Genomic DNA, 22,496 nt, shown 5'->3' with positions numbered 1-22,496 from the left:
CCGAACGGGGAGGGAAAGGCTCCAGGGATCTGAATTATGTCGGATTCCCTGGTTTATATATCGGCATTAGGCGCCGTCAACTTCAATACCGTGTTCAATAAGCTCGTCCTGGGAATGGTCGTAGGGACAGAATTTATGCGCCCCCGGGATATACCCGTGAACCGGGCATACGCTGAAGGTGGGCGTAATGGTGAAATAGGGCAGCGAGTAGTTCTCGGCTATCTTCTTCACCAGCATCTTGACCGATCCGATATCGTTGATCTTTTCGCCGAGAAACAGGTGAACAACCGTTCCGCCGGTGAATTTCGTCTGGAGCTCGTCCTGGTGGTCGAGGACGTCGAAAAGGTCGTCGGTGTGCCCCACCGGCAGATGGACGGAATTGGTGTAGTAGGGCTCCCGTGTTCCCGAAGTCTTGATGTCGTTGAAGAGCTTCCGGTCGTGCATGGCGAAGCGGTAGCTCACGCCCTCCGCCGGCGTCGCTTCGAGATTGTAGAAATTGCCGGTCTCCTCCTGGAACTGCATGATGCGGTTGCGCATGAAGTCGAGGACCTTCAGCGCGAACTCCTTCCCCTCGATGGTGGCGATGTCCGTGTTGAGCATGTTGAGGCACGTCTCGTTCATGCCGATGAGGCCGATGGTGGAGAAGTGGTTGATCCAGTATTTCTTGCTCCGCTCGTAGATGGCGGAGAGGTAGTGCTTTGTGTACGGGTAGAGGTTGTTCTCCGTGAAATTCTCCAGGGCCTTGCGCTTGATCTCCAGGGAGTTCTTCGCCAGGACCATGAGGCGCTCAAGGGACTCGAAGAAATCGCCCTCGTTCTTCGAGGAATAGGCGACGCGCGGCAGGTTGATGGTGACCACGCCGATGCTCCCGGTGAGGGGGTTGGCGCCGAAGAGGCCGCCGCCCCGCTTGCGGAGCTCACGGTTGTCGAGGCGCAGGCGGCAGCACATGGAGCGCGCGTCTTCCGGGTCCATGTCGGAATTGATGAAGTTGGCGAAGTAGGGAATGCCGTACTTCGCGGTCATCTCCCACATCGGGTCGAGCTTGGCGTTGTCCCAGTCGAAATCCCTGCTTATGTTGTAGGTGGGGATGGGGAAGGTGAATATCCTGTTCTTGGCGTCCCCCTCCGACATGGCCTCGGCGAAGGCGATGTTGAACATGTCCATCTCGTCCTGGAACTCGCCGTAGGTCTTTTCCCTGGCCTCGCCGCCGATGATGACGTATTCGCCGGCGATGTTGGACGGCACCGTGAGGTCCAGGGTCACGTTGGTGAAGGGCGTCTGAAACCCAACCCTGGTGGGTATGTTCATGTTGAAGATGAACTCTTGAAGACACTGCTTGACTTCATTGTAGGAAAGCTTGTCGTACCAGATGAAGGGGGCCAGGTAGGTATCGAAGTTGGCGAAGGCCTGGGCGCCGGCCGATTCGCCCTGCAGGGTGTAGAAAAAATTTACCACGTGGCCCAGGGCGCTGCGGAAATGCTTGGCCGGCCTGCTCTCCACCTTGCCGGCGACGCCGCCGAATCCCCGTATCAGGAGGTCCCGCAGATCCCATCCCACGCAGTAGGCTGAGAGGAGCCCCAGGTCGTGGATATGGAAATCGCAGTTGACATGGGCGTTTCGGATCTCCGGCGGGTATATGCGCTCAAGCCAGTACTTGGCGGTTACTGCGGTGGCGATATGGTTGTTGAGCCCCTGGAGGGAATAGCTCATGTTGCTGTTCTCGTTGACCCGCCAGTCGGAGCGGTCCAGGTAGCTTTCTATGAGTTCCAGTCCCTCGGTGAGGAGGCTTTTGCCTTCGCGGATCTTCCGGTGCTGCTCCCGGTAGAGGATGTAGGCCTTGGCGACCTTGGCGTGGCCCCGCTCGATGAGCATTTTTTCGACCAGGTCCTGGACATTCTCCACCGTGGGGATACGGCCGTCCTTATAGATGATGGTCAGAATGCCAATTATGGAGTCGGAGATGGCCTGGGCGGTGGTGCGGTCGCTGCCGCCTACCGCCTGGGCGGCTTTGTAAATGGCGCCGGTTATCTTTTCAGGATTGAAAGGGACTATCCTTCCATCCCGTTTTCGTATGAAATTGGATTGTGTACCGTCAGCCATGTAGAATCTCCGGAATTAAATACGATTTAATTTGTATGTACAAAATAAAATAAATATGGAAAAACAATGAAAAAAATCTCGTCTCGGGAAGAGATGATCTAATGTAACATAATATAGTTAATTTGCTATTAATCTTATATAGCCGCTCATAATAAAAAGTCAATTAAAAATATTATGTCGCCATAAAAAATTTTTGTAATTCATGGCGATGATGACAGATCTGATCAAAAAATAAACCTGTGTTAAATATTTGACATTTTACAACAACTTGTAATTACTCACGTTTACCCCTCCGCCTTCGGTGACGGCGGTAAATATCGTTGATTATTAAGCATTGCAGCAAAACTATTAAAAGAATTAAAGCAGTGTGTGATATAATAATTGATATCTTATAAGAGTTTACTATAGTAGACAGATTATATTAAAATTCTTATTTATTAAAGATAATATAACACTAAAAAGGAGGAGCCATTTCATGGCCCAACTGATCCATGTTGAAGGAAAAAACATAGGTTCCATAGTTCTGTACGCCCTCAGCACCTGCATCTGGTGCAAAAAAGCGAGAACACTCCTGGATGAGTTAAAAATTGAATATTCCTATGTTTATGTCGATCTCCTGGAGAGTGGTGAAAACGCCCTGGTGAAGGATGACATCCGACAATGGAATCCCCAGTGTTCTTTTCCGACCCTGGTAATAAACAATGAAAAGTGCATAGTTGGATTTGACGAGGAAAAGATCCGGGGGCTCCTTAAATGACGCAGGTACTGAATATCACCGACGAAGACGTTGACAGGCTCTACCAGAGGCTCCGTAAAGAAGCAGAGGCCTCGGGATACCACCTCGGACCAGATGAGGAATTCACCAGGGACCTGGTGAGGAGCCTCATTGTCAATGAGATGAGATACGGATACCGTGCCTGCCCCTGCCGCCTCGCCTCCGGCCGGAAGCCCGATGATCTCGATATCATCTGCCCCTGCGACTATCGGGACAGCGACCTCGAGGAGTATGACGCGTGTTACTGCGGCCTCTACGTATCGCAGAGGATCGCGAGGGGCGAAAAAAAGCTGGCCCCCATACCGGAGCGGAGACCGACGGAGGAGGAACGGGCGGCGAAAAAGGAATCGGCCGGCGCCGCTGGCCCTGCCCGTGAATTGAGCCTGCCGGTGTGGCGCTGCAAGGTCTGCGGTTATCTCTGCGCCCGGGAGGAGCCTCCCGGCGTCTGCCCCATCTGCAAGGCAGACAAAGACCGTTTTGAGCGTTTCATGTAGGCATCCAGGAACTTCAGCCTCCGCCGGGTCCGAGCTGAGGATGCATTGAATTGCCTGTCATAATTCCAGGCTCAATCCCTCAAAATAGTCTTTAATATCATTTTTCATCTGGGCTATCTGCCTCATGGCTATAGCTTTCTGTGGGCACTGAACAGCGCATATGCCGCAGCCGATGCAACCTTCATTGACCCGGACAGAGTCGTTCTCAATGCTCCGCGCCCGTACGGGGCAGACCTTCAGGCATTTCCCGCACAGGGCGCACTCGATCACTTCGCAGGCAGTCCATCCTGTGTGCCTGAAGCGCCTTGTGACTTCCCGCGGCATTTGCATGAAATTTCGAAAGGCGATGCAGCAGCAGGGACAGCAAAAGCATATCTCCATGAATCTATGATGATCCTCCGGCCGAATCCAATATTCCAGGGGAAATGCCCGCTCATAATTATCTATAAAATAAATGCTTATTATGCATATTATTAATTATTGACATAAAAATAGGATGCGTGAATCCTTGATTAATTGTTCATCAAAGGAGCACTGCATGAAAAACTTTCTGTCCTCGAAAATCGGCATAATAATTAGCGGCTCTGTTATCGGCATTATTGCGGTATTGCTGCAGGCGGCCGGCAATCCGCCCAACATGGGGATCTGCGTCGCCTGCTTCGAGCGTGACATAGCCGGGGCCCTCGGCCTGCACCGGGCCGATGTCGTTCAGTATCTGCGGCCGGAAATTCCGGCGATCGTCCTCGGCTCTTTCATTGTTTCCCTTGTCATGAAGGAATACAGGCCGAGGTCCGGATCATCGACGCTGATACGGTTCTTCCTCGGCATCTTCGCCATGATCGGAGCCCTGGCGTTCCTCGGTTGTCCCTGGCGGGCCCTGCTCCGCCTGGCCGGCGGCGATCTCAACTCGTTGCTGGGCCTTCTCGGTCTTGCCTGCGGCGTCTCCGTTGGCGTTCTGTTCCTGAACAAGGGATACAGCCTGGGACGGTCTTACGGGAACCGCTCGGCCAGTGGATGGGTATTTCCGGCCTTCATGGCGGCCCTGGTGCTGTTCAATGCCTTCGGCATATCCTTCTCCGAGGGCGGGCCCATATTCTCCAGCACCAAGGGCCCGGGTTCCATGCATGCAAGCCTCTGGATAAGCCTCGCGGCCGGTCTCGTATTCGGCGTCATAGCGCAGCGCAGCCGCTTCTGCACCATGGGCTCGATCCGCGACATTGTCCTCGCCAGGGACTTCCACCTCATGAGCGGCGTGGCGGCCCTACTCGTAACGGCCTTTGTCGGGAACCTCCTTCTCGGCACGTTTAAACCCGGCTTTACAGGCCAGCCCGTTGCGCACAGCAACCATCTCTGGAATTTTCTCGGCATGACCCTTGCCGGCCTTGCCTTCGCCCTGGCCGGCGGCTGTCCCGGGCGGCAGCTCATTCTTTCCGGCGAAGGTGACGCGGACGCCGGCGTTTTCGTAATGGGCATGGTGACAGGCGCCGCCTTTGCCCATAACCTGGCCTTTGCTGCCAAACCTGACGCCATGATCGAAGAAGTCCTGACAGTGGGCGGGCCGGGGTTCTACGGGCAGGCGGCCGTGATTGTCGGGATCATATTCTGCCTAATCATAGGATTCACCATGCGCGAAAAAATGACGGTGAAAGCCTGAAAAAAATGAGCAATCCTGAGCGGATTTGTCCGCATCATTAAAACCCAAGGAGAAAATCATGTCGGAACATATGATCGATGCACGGGGACTGTCATGTCCCCAGCCGGTTGTGCTGGCCCGCAAGGCGATCAGCGAGGGCCTTTCTTCATTTGAGATAATGGTCAGCAGCGATGTGGCGCGGGAAAATGTGCTGCGGACCCTGAATAAGAGCGGCATGAAGGCTGAAGTGCGAAGCGCAGGCGATGATTTCATCATTAAAGCCTTAAAATAATATACTACTTCGAAAAAAAAGGAGGAACCATGAGCGGTGAATATGTAAATATGTGGAAGGAACTGGGACTGGACCTCGAATCCCATGACCAGCTTCTTTCGGTTCTTGGCCAGGCCTACGGTGATATTTTTCTTTCGCAGAAAAACAGGCCCGAAGGCATGAAATATTTCGATTTTGTCGTATCGGAAGTCCACGGCCTCAGGATACGGGAAATAATGGAGGAAAAGGCGAAGGGGAACATCATCGTGGGAACCTTCTGCGTGTACGTTCCCGAGGAGCTGGTCCTCGCCGTCGGCGGCGTCCAGATCGGACTCTGCGCCGGCGCCGAGATCGCCTTCGAAAAGGTCGAGGAATACCTTCCCCGCAACACCTGCGCACTGATCAAGTCGTCCCTGGGCTTCAGGCTCGGGAGGCTCTGCCCCTATACCCAGGCGGCCGATTTCGTCGTGGGAGAGACCACCTGTGACGGCAAGAAAAAGGCCTACGAGATCTTCGGCGAAATGAAGGACGTCTATGTGATGGAAATCCCCCAGATGAAAAACGATGCAGACCGCGCCCTCTGGAAAAAAGAGATCGGGCGGTTCACGGCGGAGCTTGAAAAAAGGTCCGGGAGAAAAATCACCGCCGAGTCGCTTAAAAAGGGAATACAGACAGTGAACAAAAAGCGCGCCGTCCTGCAGCGCCTGGCGGCGATCAGGTATAAATACCCCTTCGTCATTTCAGGACGGGACGCCCTCCTGGTCAACCAGGTCTCTTTTTATGATAATCCCGAGCGCTTCACCGATTCGGTTGCCAAGCTTTGCGATGAGCTGGAAGAGCGCGGCAAGAAAAAGATATCCATCGGAGAGGCCGGCGCGAAAAAAATCCTCGTTTCCGGATGCCCCATGGCGGTGCCCAACTGGAAGGTTCCCTTTGTCGTCGAAACGAGCGGCGCCACCATAGTGGCCGAGGAATCCTGCGTGGGCGAGCGCAACACGAGGAATGCGGTGAAAGACTCGGGGAGCAGTGTCGATCAGCTTCTTGACAATATCGTCGACCGCTACATGAAGATCAACTGCGCCTGTTTCACCCCCAACAAGGAGCGGATCGAGGACATAAGCGCCCTCTATGCATCATCCGGAGCCGACGGGGTGATCCACTATTCGCTCCAGTTCTGCACTCCCTACCTCGTGGAGTCCAAGAAAGTGAAGGACCTGTGCGACAGCAGGAACATGCAGTTCCTGGCCATCGAGACCGATTATTCTTCCGGCGACATGGAGCAGCTGAAGACCAGGATCGAGGCGTTTATTGAAAAAATTTAGGCTGCAACGAGTGACGACGCGCCGTGTCTTCCATCGGGCATCCGGCGGGAGACGCGGCGGCCGTATCGATGCGCATTCATGAAGGTATCCTGTCTCAAGGGGCACGGAGCGATGGAGTACTCGGTCATTCTTTTTCATTCGACAAATCACGCCATCTGGACTGCAAATCTTCTGAAGAAAAAAGGATTCCCCCACGCCATGATCCCGGTCCCCAGCCACCTCAGCTCGGATTGCGGCTATTGCGTGCGAATCAAGAGTGAAAACGCCGGGGATATCGAAAGGCTGCTCCGGGCATCGGCCATTGAATATCAGAGCGTCCAGAGTCTTTGACCATGAGATGCCGGGAGTCGGATGGTGGAGATGGGGAATTCTACCGCGGTATCGCGCCGGGATAACCTCGGCCGTGGGTCCCTTCAGTCAACCTCCATGCAGATGATGCACACGTCATCCCTGAATCGATCCGAGCCTCTCCATTCCTTCAGGCCCTCGTAGATCCTGTCGACGATGGCGCCGCATGAGAAGCCCCGCACCCCCGGAAGCAGCCGGGTCACCATCGGCTCCTCAAAAACGTCCGGAGAATCGTCTGAACCGCGCTCCTCGGTGAGCCCGTCGGTGTAAAAGATCACGCGGTCGCCCCTCTGCATGTCAAGTGACGCGTTTCGATACTCACTGGCGCCGGCGCGGAGGAAGGTGTTGTCGGCGATTGCCAGCGGCATGGATCGCCCTCCCTCCAGCATCCCCACGCCGTTTGCCGAGAGAAGGTAGGGAAGATTGTGTCCCGCGTTGGAGTATATCATGGAGCGGGCGTCGGGATCGTAAATACCGTAAAATGCGGTTATGAAATTATCAGCCGTCTTCCCGAAGAGGAAATCGTTGAGGTACATCAGGAGGCCTGCCGGATCCTCTCGCAGCATTCCCGACTGAAGGATCATGGTCTTGATCATGGAGGTGATGAAGGCGGCCGGGACCCCGTGGCCCGACACGTCGCTCACGAATATTCCCAGCCGCGACGAGTTGCGGAATCCGATGAAATCGAAAAAGTCGCCGCCCACCGCTTCCGTTGGCCTGTAGAGGGCGCGGATGAACGGATAGGGACTCGCCTGGGGAATGAGCTGTTCCTGGATCCTGCGCGCGAGCCTCATATCGTTCTCTATGACCTCGTTGCGGTTGCGCAGGTGATTTCGCTCGGTCTGGAGCTCTTCGGTCCTCTCCATGAGGTTCGCATAGAGCGTATGGGCGACCCTGTTCATGATGACCGACACGAGAACCAGCAGGAAATTGGAGATAAGCATGGCGGCGCGGGTGGTCTTCACGGGGACGTCGCCCTCGCCGGAAAGTATGTTCACCGGGGGGAGATACCCCAGGTGGATCGACAAAAGCATGGCGTTGTAGAATGACACGCACGCCACGATGGCGAATATCCCGTAGCGGTTCGTGATGTAGAGCGAAGTGAGCATGATGAAGATGATGTAGCTCAACAGGCAGAAAGAGTAGGCCCCTCCGGTGATATAGATGGCCAGGGTGTACAGGAAGGCGTCCATGGCGATGCGGACGTACCGCAGGTCCTCGTTGAGGATGAGGGGCGACTCGAACTCCACCAGGGCGATCCAGACGGCGCTGAGGGCAAGATGGGTAATGGTGAAGACAAGGAGCGGTCCGCCGAAGTTATAATAGACGAAGGCCAGCATCACCGCGCTCCATACGATGCGGGCGATGTAATTGAGGCGGTACTTTTTTTTCATCAGGGTGAAATCCGTGCTGTCCATAGGGCCATTACTCCGGCAACCGGAAAAGTAGTGTGTGAAGTGTGCGCGGCGCTGATGAAAAAGTCAATAACTATCAATGAGAACAGGACCGACTCCCCGGCTATCCGGTCCGGGGGCATCATGAAAAAAATTCTTTAGACTTCGCCCGGATATTCCGATATACTAGATGAAGCAGTGCGTTATCTTGCGGCCTGCGGAATTATTCAGAATCGGGAGACCCGCCATGAAAAAAGCCATATTATCCACCTGTATTCTCCTGTCGTTGATATTGATAACCGAATCGAAGGGGAGCTCCCAGTTGAAATTGGACGTCATCGACATGATAAAAATCACCAACTCCGATATACTGGAAGGCTTCATGTACGGCACAATCCCCGGCCCCTACCGGAGCACGCTGAAGGACAATCCCTGGATGATGGACAGGGCCGCCATCAAGCGCCTAGCCGATAAGATATATCCAGGCGGGGATTACAGCAAGATCGCCGGCATCTATGTTTCCATCATTACCAATAAGAAGACGCCCCTGGGGGATGATATCGTCTGCTATATGATCCTTTATAATACCATGAAGGACGCCCAGGGGGAGATCCGAAAGATGACGGAATTCGCCGGTTATAACAACGACAGGGCCCTGGTTCTCACCAAGGACAACCTGGGCGTCATCCTTTTCGTCGATGATATCGAGAATTTCCATTATATACAGAACCTGGCGAAAATGATTGAAGAGCGTTTGAAGAACCTATAAAGGCGTCGGCCATGGGCGCCGCCTTTATGGGCGTCGGTTTTTTTATCACATCCCCTTGACGATCCGAACAATTTTCTTTATTTTTATTCTATCCTGTATGTGTTTCTTTCCTGTTGCTTTTTAATCCTTGCATTATTAATTGAAAAGGTGTGCCATAGGCGCGTCGCTCCCGATAGGCGCGCAAGCGCTTGCGCGCCTATCGGGAGCGGATATTTTTATTGGAGAGTAATTGAGATGAGAATGGACAAATTGACATTGAAGGCCCAGGAGGCCGTGAACACGGCCCAGAATATAGCCACCGATATGAATCATTACGAGATACAGCCGGAGCATCTGCTTCTGGCCCTCATCGACCAGGAAGGCGGCATCTTCGGCTCCATCGCGCAGAAGATCGGCGTGCGCCTGAACGATTTGAGAAACGAGGCCGATGAGGCCGTCAAGGGCCTGCCGCGGCAGGTCGGGGCGGGTCCCGGCGGCGGCGCCCTGTCGGCGTCGATGAGGGACGTGCTGAACGAGGCGTGGAACGAGGCGGTCGGCCTGAAGGACGACTACCTGAGCACCGAGCACATGATCCTGGCCCTCTCCTCCAAGGGGAGCGGCAAGGCCCGGAAGATCCTGAACGAGCACGGCTTCATCAGGGAGAACATCCTGAAGGTCCTCAAGGACATCCGGGGATCGAAGCGCGCCGACGACGAGAGCGCCGAGGACAAGTACAACGCCCTGGAGCGGTTCAGCCGCGACCTGACCAAGCTCGCCCGCATGAACAAGCTCGACCCGGTGATCGGCAGGAACGAGGAGATCCGGCGGGTCATGCAGGTGCTGACGCGGCGCACGAAGAACAACCCGGTCCTGATCGGCGAGCCCGGCGTGGGCAAGACCGCCATCGTGGAGGGCCTGGCGCGCCGCATGGTCGAGGGGGACGTGCCGGAGAATTTAAAAAACAAGCGCCTGGTCGCCCTCGACATGGGGGCCCTCATCGCCGGCGCCAAGTACCGTGGGGAGTTCGAGGAGCGCCTGAAGGCCGTTATCACCGAGGTGGAGGAATCGGCCGGCGACGTGATCCTCTTCATCGACGAGCTCCACACCCTGGTGGGTGCCGGGGCCGCCGAGGGGGCCGTCGACGCCTCCAACATGCTGAAGCCGGCCCTGGCCCGCGGCGACCTGCGCTGCATCGGCGCCACCACGATCAACGAATACCAGAAATATATAGAAAAGGATAAAGCCCTGGAGCGGCGCTTCCAGCCGGTACTGTGCAAAGAGCCCACGGTGGACGACACCATCGCGATCCTCCGGGGACTGAAGGAAAAGTACGAGGTGCACCACGGTGTGCGTATCTCCGACTCGGCCTGCGTGGCGGCCGCGGTCCTTTCCGAGCGCTACATCACTGACCGCTTCCTCCCGGACAAGGCCATCGACCTGGTGGACGAGGCGGCCTCGCGCATCAAGATGGAGATAGACTCCATGCCGATCGAGATCGACGAGATCGAGCGGAAGGTGCGCCAGCTCACGATTGAAACCGAGGCCCTCAAGAAGGAAAAGGACAAGGCGTCGCGGGAGCGCCTTGAGAAGATCAAGGAGATGCTGGCGAACCTGAACGAGAGCAAGAGCGGCCTGGTGGCGCAGTGGAAGAACGAAAAGGAAGTGATCACCCAGATACGCAAGATCAAGGAGCAGATCGAGCATCTCCGCATGGAGGAGCAGCGGGCCGAGCGGGAGGGCAACCTTAACCTTGTCGCCGAGATTCGCTACGGCAAGATCGGAGATTTAGAAAAGCAGCTCGGGGCCGCCAATGAAAAGCTCAAGTCGATGCAGGGCGGCAAGACCCTCCTCAAGGAGGAGGTGACCGAACAGGAGATCGCGGCCGTGGTGTCCCGGTGGACCGGCATACCGGTGTCGCGGATGCTCGAAGGGGAAAAGGAGAAGCTCTTGAAAATGGAAGCGCTTCTGGAGAAGCGCGTCGTGGGACAGGATGAGGCGATAACGGCCATATCGAACGCCGTGAGGCGGTCCCGCTCCGGCATCCAGGACCCGGACCGGCCCATCGGCTCCTTCATTTTCCTGGGCCCCACCGGCGTGGGCAAGACCGAGACCGCCAAGGCGGTGGCGCAGTTCATGTTCAACGACGAAAAGGCGATCGTCCGCATAGACATGTCCGAGTACATGGAGAAGCACGCGGTGGCGCGTCTCATCGGAGCTCCTCCGGGCTACGTCGGATACGAGGAGGGGGGCCAGCTCACCGAGGCGGTGCGGCGCCGTCCCTACGCGGTTGTCCTCTTCGACGAGATCGAGAAGGCGCACCCCGACGTGTTCAACATCTTTCTGCAGATCCTCGACGAGGGACGCCTCACCGATTCCAAGGGGCGGGTGGTCGACTTCAAGAACACCCTCATCATCATGACTTCCAATATCGGGACGTCCTATATCAGCGACGCGTCGATACCGTACGAAAAGCGGAAGCTCGGCGTCGAGCAGGAACTCAAGGGCCACTTCAAGCCGGAGTTCCTGAACCGGGTGGACGAGATCATCATATTCAACCCGCTCTCCCGGAACAACATCGGGGAGATCGTCAAGCTGCAGCTGGCCCAGGTCGCGGCGCGCCTCAGGGAGCGGGGCATTTCCCTGGAGCTCACGAAGAAGGCGCTGGAGTTCCTGGTCGAGGAAGGGTTCGATCCGCAGTTCGGGGCCCGTCCCCTCAAGCGGGCGATCCAGAAGCACCTCCTGGATCCGCTCTCCGTGCGGCTCCTTTCCGGCGAATCCCTCGGGGACCAGAAGGTCAAGGTCGATTCCGACGGGAAGAAGCTCACCTACGGCAAGTGATCGCCGCAGCAGCCCCGCCGTCTCCGGCGGGGGCCGCGATGGTTTCCCCCATATCATTGGGATCCTGCTGGCTTTCGTCCAAATGTCTGCGCTAAGACCAGGGCGTGCAGGGTCATAGAACATCCTGTCAGGTTCCGGCAAATACCTCGGCCGGGGCTCCTATCTGTCTTGACATATAACTCCCATGATGCTTGTTTGGATTTAACAGGGGATAAGCGGCATATCATGCCATATCGTTACCGTGGCGGGTAGAAATACTCTATCGGCTCTGTTAATCTTCAACGCACATCATCATTCAGGAGAATTGTTATGTCGAACAAAGAGGTTGTTATCTTATCAGGGTGCAGAACACCCATCGCGAGCTTCGGCCAATCGCTCAAGGATATCAGGGCATACCAGCTGGCAGCCCTCGTCATGGGGGAGGCGATGAAAAGGGCGGGCGTTACCGGGGACATGCTCGATGATGTCATCTTCGGTGACTGTGTACAGACGAGCATGGAGGCCAACACGGCGCGCACCGCCGCGCTCAAGGCGGGCATCCCCATGGAAGTGCCGGCGACCACGATCCAGCGCCAGTGCGCCTCCGGCATGCAGGCCGCCATCTTCGCGTCCCAGCAGATCATCGCCGGAGACTCCGACATCGTCCTCGCCGGCGGATGCGAGTCGATGAGCAACGCGCCCTACGTGGTCCACAACGCCCGGTGGGGCCTGCGCCTCACCCACGGCGAATTCACCGACTCCATGTGGGAGCTCCTCCACTCCGGAAGCCAGCTCCTCGGTGAGGCCTTCATCATGGGCCAGACCGCCGAGAACCTGGCGAAGAAATACAATATAACCCGCCAGGACCAGGACCAGGTGGCTTTCGAGAGCCACAAGAAGGCGATCGCCGCCATCGACGGCGGAAAATTCAAGGACGAGATCATTCCGGTGCCCATACCCCAGAGGAAAGGCGAACCCAAGATGTTCACCACCGATGAGCACGCCCGCCGGGATATCACCATGGAAAGCCTGGCAGCGCTGAAGCCTGCCTTTGACAAGAAGGCCGGCACGGTTACCGCGGGGAATTCCTCCGGTCTGAACGACGGGGCGGCGGCAATGATCATCACTTCAATGGAAAAGGCGAAGCAGCTCGGCAAAAAACCGATGGCCCGCATAGCCGGCAACGCCATTGCCGGGTGCGAGCCGCACCTGATGGGCTACGGCCCGGTGCCGGCGGTGCAGAAGCTGCTGAAGAAGACCGGCAAGAAGCTCGACGACATCGGCCTCTTCGAGTGCAACGAGGCCTTCGCCGCCCAGTATGTATCGGTAGAGCGCGGCCTCGGACTGGACCGCTCCATCGTCAACGTGAACGGCTCCGGCATCGCCCTGGGCCATCCGGTGGGCTGCACCGGCGCGCGGATCACCATCTCCCTCATCAATGAGATGAAGCGCCGTGATGTCCAGTGGGGCATTGCGACCCTCTGCGTCGGCGGCGGCATGGGAGCCGCGGTGCTGATAGAAAACCTGAAATAGCATTGCATCGCATTTGGCAGATAACGGGGGCGGCGCCGCAAGGCGCCGCCCCTTTTGTTTGTGCCCGGTAATAATTCGCATCGTTCAGTTTATGCGAATCTGCAGCGAAGAAAAGGTCGCCATTGGCGGGGTTTAAAGATGGGAGTCGCTTTCATTGAAAAAATTTGAATTTTTCATTGCAATTATTATGAAAATTCCAATTTTTAGATATGGCGGTAAAAAATTATTGAATTATATTTTTCCATATTAGTATACTATATATATCGATTTCGTGATTAAACAAATTCAGAAACGGAGGATTTTTGAAGATGAAAAACAGATATATCATCATCATGGCCGCGGCTGTCATGACCATGTTTTGCGTCAATGATGCGCGGGCATGGATTTACGGCACCACATCACTCAACAATGCAGCCGCTCAGCAGTTTATAAACCAGACGCTCCTGCCGTATCAGCGCCAGGCGAAACTGGTCAAGGGCTTTGCCAACGCGAGCGCCTATTCCTCGGCGGTGGCGACCCAGCGGGGCTACCAGGGATTTGACAAGGTCTCGGTTACGCTGGGCACCATGGGAGCGGCGCAGGTCCCGGCCACCACGACGAACCTGGGGTATTACAAGGGACTGGTCAAGCAGCTGCGCAAGGAGGGCGATGTGTATATCGGGGTCGCCTGGAATGCCTGGGCCCTGAATGTGGGAATCAAGCTTCCGGCCGACTTCACCATCTCTGCCAAGTTCGGCATGCTGAAATACTCGTATCTGTATTTTAAATTCAACGGTATCACCGCCGGCGGTATGCTCAACTACCAGATAGTTCAGCCGAAGTCTCCCCCGGTCAAGTTTGTCCTGTGGCGCGGTCTCTCCATCGGCGCCGGATTGAACTGGCAGCGTAACAATACCAGGTTCCACTACAAAGCGCCTTCGATGTCGTCCAATGGCTATACCATGAGGCCGGAGTTCACCCTTTTCGTGAAGACGGAATCGTATGTGATACCGCTGGAGATGTCCACGGCCGTCCGTCTCTTCTGGGTCCTTAACATACACGCCGGGGTGGGGATCGACTTCGCCTTCGGGTCTTCCCGCATGAACTACTCTGCGTCGGGACTTGTCACGAACGGCTCACTGGCAGGGTCGGGGCTGGCCTACGCCTATGGAAGACAGGGAGGAAAAGGGCCGACCAAATTTCTGCCCAAAGTATTCTGCGGGCCGGGTCTTAACTTCGGTCCTGTCATCATCGACATCCCCTTCACCTATTATTTCAATAACGGGTTCAATGCTGGTGTGACCTTCGGCGTGGTATGGTAGCGGCGGCCGGCGTTGAAACGGCCGAATTGGAATTGAGAGAAATGCGCGGGCCGGGATACCATTTCCCGGCGCGCAGCGTGAAATATAAACAAAGTCGTCTCACACTGGAGGGAGATATACAATTCTTTCTGCCAGATTCTACATGGTAAGGAGCGCTGTATGGTTAAAAAAATCTTCAAGATACTGGGCGGACTCGTTGCTTTCATCATACTGCTCATCGTTGCCGCGAGTGTTGCAATCATTCTTATCGTCAATAAGGAGCTCGTGCAGAACCAGATGATCAAGGCTTTAAACCGTCATGTACAGATCCAGGACATCAACGTGGGCATTCTTTCAGTGGTATCGGGGATCGAGGTGAAAAAGGTATCGATTTCCAACTACAAGACTGAAAAACAGCTTGAAGCGCTGAAAGGGAAACCGGTCCCGGCCAATGACGTTTTCGTCAGCATGGAGGCCCTCCGGCTGAAGCTCAAATTCATGCCGCTGCTGAAAAAGCAGTTCCAGCTGAAGGAGTGCGTGCTGTACACGCCGGTGGTCAACGTCGCGAAGAGCAAGGCCGGCGCCTTCAATTTTGACGACCTCACCAGGCCGAAGAAGCTGACCAGGGAGGAGCAGAAAGAGCTGGAGAAAAAGAAGGCCGAAGAGGCGAAAGAGCCCGCAAAACCGTTGACGGCGGATGATATTCCCGTCGCGATCAATATCGGCGAGGTGGGCTTCAAGAACGGGACCATCAACTACTACGACGGAAAGCTTGACCAGCGGTTCCAGATATACAAAATGACGGCCCTGGTATCCAACATAGCCATAGATCCGAAGGAGCTGAATAAAAAAGACAACGCCAAGATCACCCTCTTCATGGGGATACGTACCATGGGCCCGGTCAAGTCGGGAAGCGTCGAGTCCTTCGATATCACGCTGGATGTGAACGGCAACGTGCGGCCCTTCGACCTGAAAACGCGGAAGCTCGATCCGGAGGTATCCCTCCATGCCGGCTCTCCGGAAGGGGTGATCACGGGGCTTCAGATTTTCAACACCATCGCCGGCAACAACATCCTGGGCAAGTACATCGGGGATTCCCTCAATTTCCTGAAGGGAAAACAGTCGTGGAAGGGATCCAAGCTCGCCTACGTGGACGTGTGGTATAAAAACAACCTGGCAAAGCTTTCCAACGGGAACCTCAAGCTCAAGGAGTGCCGCCTCCTCTTTGACGGCGCCTACAACACCGCGTCCAAGAAACTGGACGTGAACCTCGAGCTTGAATTGCTGAAGGAGCGCAACAGCGCCGTGAAGGTCGGCATTCGTAAACAGGTTGAATCAGGCCTGAAGAAGCTGGGCGCAAAGAAATACGCCAATCCCGATAAGATAGCAGATGCCGCGATGAAGCCCCTCCTGAACAAGAATGGGATGGTTTACATGAAATTCAAGGTGGCCGGCACCACGGGCAAGCCCACGGCAACCCTCACCCATCCTGCGCTGGGGTCGCTCGATGATATCATCAAGCAGGTGGCCGGCGATGTTCTGCTGGAAGCGGGAAAAGAAGCGGGCAAGAAGGTGATCGAAGACGGCGGCAAGCAGCTCTTGAAAAAGGCCGGGAAGATCAAGCTCTGGTAAGAGCCGTCGCGGATGAAAGAACCGGAAGGCGCGGCGCCGGAGCCGCGCCTTCGTTATTTTTGGCCGGTCCGGATCCGGGCCGTTACCGTATCAGGTAACTGGCGATGCAGACGGCCCCCACGGCCATTCTCAGCAAACCCTCGGCGTAGATTATCTTTTTTAGATCGCCATCCTTCATCTCCTCAGCCATGGCCAGGAACATCTGCCTGAATTTATCGGGATAGATGAGCACGAAGGGGCCGGCCAGGACCGCAAGAAGTCCGAAAATGAAAAGGACCGTTGACAGGGGGCCCTGGTAAATGGTGAGGGGAAAGCCGGCGATGATGAGGAGCGCGCCGTGCAGGAAAAACTGCTGTCTGGATACCCAGGCCTTCCAGAAATCGAAGGCCCTCAGGGGGGCTATCATCTCGACGGAGCCGATGCAGACGAGGATGATCCCCAGGATAAGAAAATAAACCGTAACCATGTCAGTGACGCACCTCGTTCAATATCAAGCATAGGCACTGTATTCTTCCGCGAGCCAGGCGACGACCGTGTCCCTGATGAACCGTATATCCTTGTCCCGCGTAAGCTCGTGGTCGCCGTCGTCGATGACGACCGTCTTTGTGAATGTGGCCAGATTGTCCTCGAGAATTTCGATATTCTTCGGGTCAACCACCGCGTCACGGCCGCCGTGTATGGCAAGGACCGGAACGCCGATCATCCGGATGGCTTCCACCATGTTGATCGTCGGTATTTCGAGGAAGAAGGCGTTTTTGATGCCGATCCCCTCCACGGAGGTCATGCCGTCGGGGGGCAGCGTCGACGGATCGGTTATGCCGGTGGCGCCGGTGAATATGGCCAGAATATCGACGGGCGCGGCGATGAGCATAAGGGATTCGATCGCGGGATCTTTCCGTGACGCGTACAGCATTGAGACGGCGGCGCCCATGCTGGAGCCCATCAGGTGGATGCGTTTGATTCCCCGCTCTTTGAAATAGCTCACGGCCGAGGCGAGGTCCTCGACTTCCTGGAGGATCGAAAGGTCCGATATCGGTCCTCCCGACTCGCCGGCGCAGGAAAAATCGAAGGTCATGAGGGGATGGCTCGTCGCGGCGAGGTCATCGGCCATCCTGGTTATTTTATATCCGTCCTTACTGGAAAAAAGTCCGTGGCTGAATATGATGCCGGTATCTCCGGCTTTGTCGTCACGGTATATCCTGCCGGCGAGGCGCCGGCCGACATTGTTGCTGAATGTTATGCTTTCTACTGAAATCATCAGCTTTTTGCCAGCTTGATGAGGGGCTCGAAATACCCTTCGGAATTGTTGCCGTCGATAATGATGGCAAGGGGCTTGAGATAGAGCGTTTCCCGCCCGCCTTTCTTGGTTTTGTATCCTCCGAAAAGGAAATAGGAAGACTTGGCCTTTACAAAGCCCCTGTTCTTTCCGCCGCCACGGTGTTCTTCCCTCATCTCGTTGATGTTGATGCGCAGTTTGTTCCCTTCTTCAATGGTATATACCCCCCTGAATGTAAGAATTTCCATGTTCAGGTAGAGAATAACCGTTGCCCGGTAACTATGGCTGAGGCTGAAGGCATAGCCATAGTTTCCCGAATACATCAGGCTCCATGTGCCGATGACATTTTTGAATGAGAGGGGCATCTCTCCTTCTGCTGCGTCGGCAGCGACGGCCATTATGGCAGGTGCCATGGAATTACTGCCGCCACCATGATATGAAAATAGAGTGAATATGACGATTGTGAGGGCGATTATTGTAAAGTTTTTCATAGGATGATTATTATTGTCTGGACCGGTCAGTGTAAAGAAAAATTCATTATTTATGCAAGAGAACCTTGAAAAATCGAATTCGGTTGTATTCCTTTGGGCCACTTGTCTTACAAATTTTCTTTTTTATAATGATTTACATCCAATAAAAACTGAACAAAGTATTGACGTTTATTAGGTTTTTATATATATTATCCCTGCAGGGGACGATTTTGGTTTCGACTGCATTATCAGTTTTACAGTTGCATGCCGAGTGTGCTGTCAACTCGTTAAACATGGCAGATCTAACGTAAGTGCAAACGATAATTTTGCATTGGCAGCTTAATTAACTGTCACGCTTTCAGAGGGTCTGCTCCTCTGGGGCAGCTGAAAGTGTCATAAACAGAGGATAGTCCGATTTCTCGGATCCCGGAATGAGGGCGAAACAACAGGGAACTCGGATATTTCTAACGGTGCCTGGTCCCGGTGGGATATCTTAAATTAAATGAACAGGATAAGCATGTAGAGGCTGTAGGGCTGGATTGTAGGACGCGGGTTCGACTCCCGCCGTCTCCACAGTTGCTCACTTTTCCTTAACGTATTTGAGCTTCGTTATTTGATCAATAAGCCGGTTGCTTATCAGATCCAGAAGCTCTTCCTTCATTATATCCTTGTCGATCTCAAAGGTCTCGTATTTATCATACTGGCGGTCCATGCTTAGAATCTTGTTGTTATTATCGACGATAATGATCATGGAGCCGAAGTCGGTATACTGCAGTTCCAGCGAATATCCCGCGTCCAATTCATATATGAGGAGACTGTCAAGATCGTTTTCGGCCTTTATTTTATCCAGCTCATCCTTGTTTTTATTCAAGTAATGAGTCAATATGCCGATGGTCTGATAAAACTGGAAGTCGCCTTTCCCGGAAAATTGCAGAAATCGTTCCGATTCCGTCATCGCGGTGTCAAGGGCCTTGCTGGTTTTTTCAATGAGCACCAGTTGATTGACCTTCTTGTACGGCTCAAGCCACTGGGACACGTTTTTTTTAATGAGCTTGAAAGCAATGGGAGTGTTATGGGTCTTGCGGATGATAATGCCGGTTTTTTTCAGTTTCCCCAGGGCGGATCCATTGTTAATTTCATTTTTCACGTGGTACTTCCCGCAGGAGACCGCGAACAGTAAAGCCACTGCAAATACCCAATATTTTTTCATATGGTACCTCAAGTAGACTGATTAAAGACCGCCGCTGGTATGATTATGGAAATGTTCATCCGGAGTCAAGATCAAAATGTTTTCAGGGAGTTTCTTCCAAGGTCGGTAACGGTAATGCGCACCGGTGCATGGTCCTTTCCGCCCGAATACCGTATCATGCCGAAGTGTTTGAGCCATGTAAAAAAGTAGAAATCAAGGAAGGATATCATGAACAGGTTGTTCCGGCTGGAGAAACCGGTCATCTCGAAGAATTCGTTTGCCAGTGTGCCGATGGATACGGAAGCGTGCCGGCGAAGGAGCAGGTCCTTGAGAATGGCCCTGACCGCGTTGAGTTCCCGGGCTGATTCCGTATCCGAAGGAAACAGGTCTTCCCACGGTGTGCTGTTCCAGAAGGAGTTGAAGAGCCTGTGGAATATCGTCGCCGCCGATGCCTCAGGGGCGCTTATCCGCGCGAAACTTCCGTCCCTCAGCAGTATGCCGCAGGAATCCATCATGCGGAGACACTGTTTTATGTATATGATGAGCAGGTCGGGATCGTTGATTTCCATCGCCAGGTCCCGGTCTGACTTCATGCAGTGACGGTAAAAATCGCCGCCCAAACAGCCTTCATCATCGAGGGCGTAACGCCTGCTCGATATTGTTTCAATCAAGAACAGGGCCAGGCGGACTGCGAAGCAGCCGTTTACGTCTTTGTGCGGCGAAGGATCATCCTTCGTGGCGCCGAGGTAATTATAATACCGGCTTATTGATTCAAGCTGTGCTCTGCTGGATGTTCCGTCCGGGGAGATTTCTCTATTTTTGAGGCATGATTTGCTGTTTTTAGAATGAATAGGGGGATATTCATCGTGAAGCGGTCTGTTTGGTTGTGTTCCCTGTTTGCTCGTCATCGCTATGGTTCAATCGTATTTGTGATATATCAATGATCCGGTAATAAAATGCATCGTATTAATTAACGAAGCTCCTAATTTGCCTCGAAATTATTTCAACACTCAATCAAGTTTTACACGATCTCTTTTTTTATGTAACAAGAATTATCAGGTGAGAAAAAATACCTTATATTATGATCATGTAAATTAAAATTAATTTAAAGTCAAGATAAATCTATTTTTTTTTAAAATTTTTATATGGAGTGCGTCTCGCAGACCGCGTTCACGCTCATGAGGAACATCGATCCCGTAATTGTTGCAAATCCGGATTCCCAGAAGGTTGCATCCCGAATTTTGATATGATCTGCGGTGATGAACGAACAGTTTGGCATGATTTAGAATAAACGCGATCTCCCGGCGATCCTTATTACATTTCAGGCCATGAGCCGTTCTGCCACGGTGTGATTTATGTTTCCCTGGACTGAAAGAGCGTAGTCCGGATTGCTTGTGATCGCGGCAGTAATCTGCCCGAGCAGTTCTCTGGATCTGGCAGGCGTTGCAGGAGCATACCCGGCGGCTGTTTCCCTCATGATGTCCGTTATCCTGTTCTCGGCAATTCTGTATTTTGTAAGAAGCTCGTTCAGATTTCTGGCGGCGGCATCGATCCTGTCAGACTGATTGTAGCCGCCTTTTTCCAGGGTCCCGGCAATGTCGCGGACCGATGAAAGAGCTCCTCTCATGTCGGGGATCTCTATGATTTTTGCCGATGGCGCTGCGCCGGGCTGCATCGGACTCGGCACCTTTTCGCCGTAGACTTCCATGGTGGAGCGTATATCATTAAGGGCTTCATTCAACGCCTGCGTGTTGACGCTCCCGGTTGCCATCGCAGCGGCGGCAATCCCCTTGAGACGTGAGGAAATGGAAAGGGCTTTTTGTATGACATTCTGAGACATCTGGGCTATGCTCAGGGCGTCCCCGAGGGAGCGTTCTACGCTGAGCCTGTCCGATATGCTCTTCGTGGACGGGGGAGTGTTCTCATGAATATTCCTGTACAAAGGTATATCGGGGGTTTTCCGGGTATACGCGGCCTTGTCCAGAGATAGATTTTTTACGTCCGTTTTGATGATCATGGCCCGCCCCTCCCTGCACTGCTGATTAAAAAGTATCACGAAATAGACGATTTGTCAACGAGTTCTTTGCCTAAACGGTCCATTTCTTCCGCGCTCAGGGTGATGGTCACGGTTCCGCCCCCGGGATGGGAAAAAGACAGGTCGCAGCCGCCTTTTTTCCCGGTGACCTTGAATTTTTTCCCTTCCTGCATCTTCACGGACGGCGCGAGCCAGTCATCGGCGGTAAATTCCGCTATCTGGATCAGGACGCCGAAGGCGTGGTTCGGGTGTATGAAGAGCTCTTTCCACGCGTCCCCGTACTCCTGGTATCCGAAGTAGGGAATGCCGTTCCGCTCAAGCTCCGCCGCGGCTTTTTTTATGTCCGGCGTCTGCATGGTGATATGATGGACTCCCCCGTCCTTTTTTGCAAGGAAGCCGTCGAGGAAACTGCCGGACCCGGTCGCGGTCAGGAGTTCGAGCCTGCTCAGGTCTCCCAGGGAAAAGTTCTGCCACAGGTACTTCATGGAGTCGACGCGGCTGCTGGTGCCGGGCACCGCGCCGAGAAGGGTTGAAAAAAAACGATAGGCCCTATCGTAGTCCCGCACCGCAATGGCAACATGGTCGATCCGTGTGATCATATAATCTCTCCTGTTATTGTTGGTGTATGTAATTTTAATCAGAATTATTTCTTACTTTTGTCATCGCGAGCAAAGCGAAGCGATCGTGCATTTAATTGTGAAAAATACTATACCTTTTCTCGCATATTTGTGATAATAATGACATGATTGCTTTGTCGCTTCGCTCCTTGCAATGACATTTTTATATGAAATGTAATATATTGAAGCATTACAATTTTATGGCTCCATTTTTTTGCTCTATGCCAAAAAATACTTGAATAAATACCTCAATCAATCAATACCAAGTGACAGGGAAAAGGGGTGCCATGCGTATTATCCAGATAGCGATGATCGGGGTGCTGATCCTCGGTTTTGACGCCTGCAAGAAAAAGACCGAGGTAAATAAGGTCGAGATGGAACAGATCAATCCCGATGATTCAAACGATTACCGTTATATCTTTCGTGAGGAAATCGAGAAAGACAGGGAGCGGGAGAACAAACAGAGGAAAAAAGAATTTTAAGGGAAGCCCGAATGGTCCCGACAAGCCGCCGGGAACATCATCTATAGAGCACCGAATGTTTATCTGATACCAGAGGAGAG

General features: G+C 53.9%; 22 protein-coding genes and 1 other RNA gene. 13 read left to right on the top strand and 10 right to left on the bottom strand.

The window, feature by feature from the left end:
- Nucleotides 1–66: 66 nt before the first annotated feature.
- Nucleotides 67–2,100 carry a ribonucleoside triphosphate reductase gene (locus tag KA369_00650; protein ID MBP7734455.1) on the bottom strand — a complete coding sequence of 678 codons (2,034 nt, stop codon included), beginning with the start codon at nucleotides 2,098–2,100 and terminating at the stop codon, nucleotides 67–69.
- Nucleotides 2,101–2,575: 475 nt separating this feature from the next.
- Here KA369_00650 and KA369_00645 point away from each other — a divergent pair, with 475 nt between their 5' ends.
- Together KA369_00645 and KA369_00640 are read left to right on the top strand one after the other, a co-directional pair.
- A complete protein-coding gene (locus KA369_00645) occupies nucleotides 2,576–2,857 on the top strand; it encodes a glutaredoxin family protein (GenBank protein ID MBP7734454.1) in 282 nt (93 codons plus the stop codon).
- Nucleotides 2,854–3,369: a ferredoxin:glutaredoxin reductase gene (locus KA369_00640; GenBank protein ID MBP7734453.1), complete on the top strand. Its 516-nt coding sequence runs from the start codon at nucleotides 2,854–2,856 to the stop codon at nucleotides 3,367–3,369. The genes KA369_00645 and KA369_00640 overlap by 4 nt, the downstream gene beginning before the upstream one ends.
- A 57-nt stretch (nucleotides 3,370–3,426) precedes the next feature.
- Here KA369_00640 and KA369_00635 read toward each other — a convergent pair whose 3' ends face one another.
- Nucleotides 3,427–3,750 (bottom strand): 4Fe-4S binding protein, encoded by a 324-nt coding sequence (locus KA369_00635; GenBank protein MBP7734452.1) that lies wholly within the window; start codon nucleotides 3,748–3,750, stop codon nucleotides 3,427–3,429.
- 157 nt (nucleotides 3,751–3,907) lie between these two features.
- On the opposite strand from KA369_00635, the gene KA369_00630 reads away from it, so the two are divergent.
- The 4 genes from KA369_00630 to KA369_00615 all read left to right on the top strand — a co-directional run bounded on the left by KA369_00630 (nucleotide 3,908) and on the right by KA369_00615 (nucleotide 6,925).
- Entirely contained in the window at nucleotides 3,908–5,023 is a 1,116-nt protein-coding gene (locus KA369_00630; GenBank protein ID MBP7734451.1) for a YedE-related selenium metabolism membrane protein, read from the top strand.
- Between the two features lie 70 nt (nucleotides 5,024–5,093).
- Nucleotides 5,094–5,294: a sulfurtransferase TusA family protein gene (locus KA369_00625; protein MBP7734450.1), complete on the top strand. Its 201-nt coding sequence runs from the start codon at nucleotides 5,094–5,096 to the stop codon at nucleotides 5,292–5,294.
- A gap of 29 nt (nucleotides 5,295–5,323) precedes the next feature.
- A complete protein-coding gene (locus KA369_00620) occupies nucleotides 5,324–6,595 on the top strand; it encodes a 2-hydroxyacyl-CoA dehydratase (GenBank protein MBP7734449.1) in 1,272 nt (423 codons plus the stop codon).
- 78 nt (nucleotides 6,596–6,673) lie between these two features.
- Nucleotides 6,674–6,925 carry a DUF3343 domain-containing protein gene (locus KA369_00615; GenBank protein ID MBP7734448.1) on the top strand — a complete coding sequence of 84 codons (252 nt, stop codon included), beginning with the start codon at nucleotides 6,674–6,676 and terminating at the stop codon, nucleotides 6,923–6,925.
- An 83-nt stretch (nucleotides 6,926–7,008) separates the two neighbouring features.
- Here the strand turns inward: KA369_00615 and KA369_00610 are convergent, their stop codons facing one another.
- Nucleotides 7,009–8,361 carry a PP2C family protein-serine/threonine phosphatase gene (locus KA369_00610; GenBank protein MBP7734447.1) on the bottom strand — a complete coding sequence of 451 codons (1,353 nt, stop codon included), beginning with the start codon at nucleotides 8,359–8,361 and terminating at the stop codon, nucleotides 7,009–7,011.
- A gap of 223 nt (nucleotides 8,362–8,584) precedes the next feature.
- Between KA369_00610 and KA369_00605 the strand changes: the two genes are divergently transcribed.
- The 5 genes from KA369_00605 (at nucleotide 8,585) to KA369_00585 (ending at nucleotide 16,347) form a co-directional block, all read left to right on the top strand.
- Entirely contained in the window at nucleotides 8,585–9,106 is a 522-nt protein-coding gene (locus KA369_00605) for a hypothetical protein (GenBank protein MBP7734446.1), read from the top strand.
- Between the two features lie 234 nt (nucleotides 9,107–9,340).
- On the top strand, nucleotides 9,341–11,923 hold the full coding sequence (gene clpB / locus KA369_00600) for an ATP-dependent chaperone ClpB (GenBank protein MBP7734445.1): 2,583 nt from the start codon (nucleotides 9,341–9,343) through the stop codon (nucleotides 11,921–11,923).
- A 309-nt stretch (nucleotides 11,924–12,232) separates the two neighbouring features.
- Nucleotides 12,233–13,435 carry an acetyl-CoA C-acetyltransferase gene (locus tag KA369_00595; GenBank protein MBP7734444.1) on the top strand — a complete coding sequence of 401 codons (1,203 nt, stop codon included), beginning with the start codon at nucleotides 12,233–12,235 and terminating at the stop codon, nucleotides 13,433–13,435.
- 308 nt (nucleotides 13,436–13,743) lie between these two features.
- Nucleotides 13,744–14,736 (top strand): hypothetical protein, encoded by a 993-nt coding sequence (locus KA369_00590; GenBank protein ID MBP7734443.1) that lies wholly within the window; start codon nucleotides 13,744–13,746, stop codon nucleotides 14,734–14,736.
- A gap of 159 nt (nucleotides 14,737–14,895) precedes the next feature.
- The gene (locus KA369_00585) at nucleotides 14,896–16,347 is read left to right on the top strand and encodes an AsmA family protein (protein ID MBP7734442.1); all 1,452 of its coding nucleotides are present in this window, start codon (nucleotides 14,896–14,898) and stop codon (nucleotides 16,345–16,347) included.
- Nucleotides 16,348–16,429: 82 nt separating this feature from the next.
- Here the strand turns inward: KA369_00585 and KA369_00580 are convergent, their stop codons facing one another.
- The 3 genes from KA369_00580 to KA369_00570 are packed head-to-tail and all read right to left on the bottom strand — an operon-like array spanning nucleotide 16,430 to nucleotide 18,036.
- Nucleotides 16,430–16,813 carry a DUF2065 family protein gene (locus KA369_00580; protein ID MBP7734441.1) on the bottom strand — a complete coding sequence of 128 codons (384 nt, stop codon included), beginning with the start codon at nucleotides 16,811–16,813 and terminating at the stop codon, nucleotides 16,430–16,432.
- A 24-nt stretch (nucleotides 16,814–16,837) separates the two neighbouring features.
- Nucleotides 16,838–17,605, bottom strand: coding sequence for an alpha/beta hydrolase (locus KA369_00575; protein MBP7734440.1), 768 nt, complete (start codon nucleotides 17,603–17,605; stop codon nucleotides 16,838–16,840).
- The gene (locus KA369_00570) at nucleotides 17,605–18,036 is read right to left on the bottom strand and encodes a hypothetical protein (protein ID MBP7734439.1); all 432 of its coding nucleotides are present in this window, start codon (nucleotides 18,034–18,036) and stop codon (nucleotides 17,605–17,607) included. Before KA369_00570 ends, KA369_00575 begins: the two co-directional genes overlap by 1 nt.
- 277 nt (nucleotides 18,037–18,313) lie before the next feature.
- On the opposite strand from KA369_00570, the gene ssrA reads away from it, so the two are divergent.
- Nucleotides 18,314–18,669: a transfer-messenger RNA gene (ssrA, locus tag KA369_00565) on the top strand.
- A 4-nt stretch (nucleotides 18,670–18,673) separates the two neighbouring features.
- On the opposite strand, the gene KA369_00560 is transcribed toward ssrA, so the two are convergent.
- From KA369_00560 to KA369_00545, 4 genes are all read right to left on the bottom strand, one after another.
- A complete protein-coding gene (locus KA369_00560) occupies nucleotides 18,674–19,303 on the bottom strand; it encodes a hypothetical protein (GenBank protein MBP7734438.1) in 630 nt (209 codons plus the stop codon).
- Between the two features lie 71 nt (nucleotides 19,304–19,374).
- On the bottom strand, nucleotides 19,375–20,190 hold the full coding sequence (locus KA369_00555) for a hypothetical protein (GenBank protein ID MBP7734437.1): 816 nt from the start codon (nucleotides 20,188–20,190) through the stop codon (nucleotides 19,375–19,377).
- A gap of 413 nt (nucleotides 20,191–20,603) precedes the next feature.
- Complete coding sequence (locus KA369_00550; protein MBP7734436.1) at nucleotides 20,604–21,299, bottom strand: hypothetical protein; 696 nt, start codon at nucleotides 21,297–21,299, stop codon at nucleotides 20,604–20,606.
- A gap of 35 nt (nucleotides 21,300–21,334) precedes the next feature.
- On the bottom strand, nucleotides 21,335–21,916 hold the full coding sequence (locus KA369_00545; GenBank protein MBP7734435.1) for a VOC family protein: 582 nt from the start codon (nucleotides 21,914–21,916) through the stop codon (nucleotides 21,335–21,337).
- A gap of 305 nt (nucleotides 21,917–22,221) precedes the next feature.
- On the opposite strand from KA369_00545, the gene KA369_00540 reads away from it, so the two are divergent.
- Entirely contained in the window at nucleotides 22,222–22,416 is a 195-nt protein-coding gene (locus KA369_00540) for a hypothetical protein (protein MBP7734434.1), read from the top strand.
- Nucleotides 22,417–22,496 lie beyond the last annotated feature (80 nt).

Source organism: Spirochaetota bacterium (genome assembly GCA_017999915.1).
Taxonomy (GTDB): Bacteria; Spirochaetota; UBA4802; order UBA4802; family UBA5550; genus RBG-16-49-21.
Note: the sequence above shows the minus strand (reverse complement) of the source record. Positions and strands in the feature narration are given on the sequence as shown.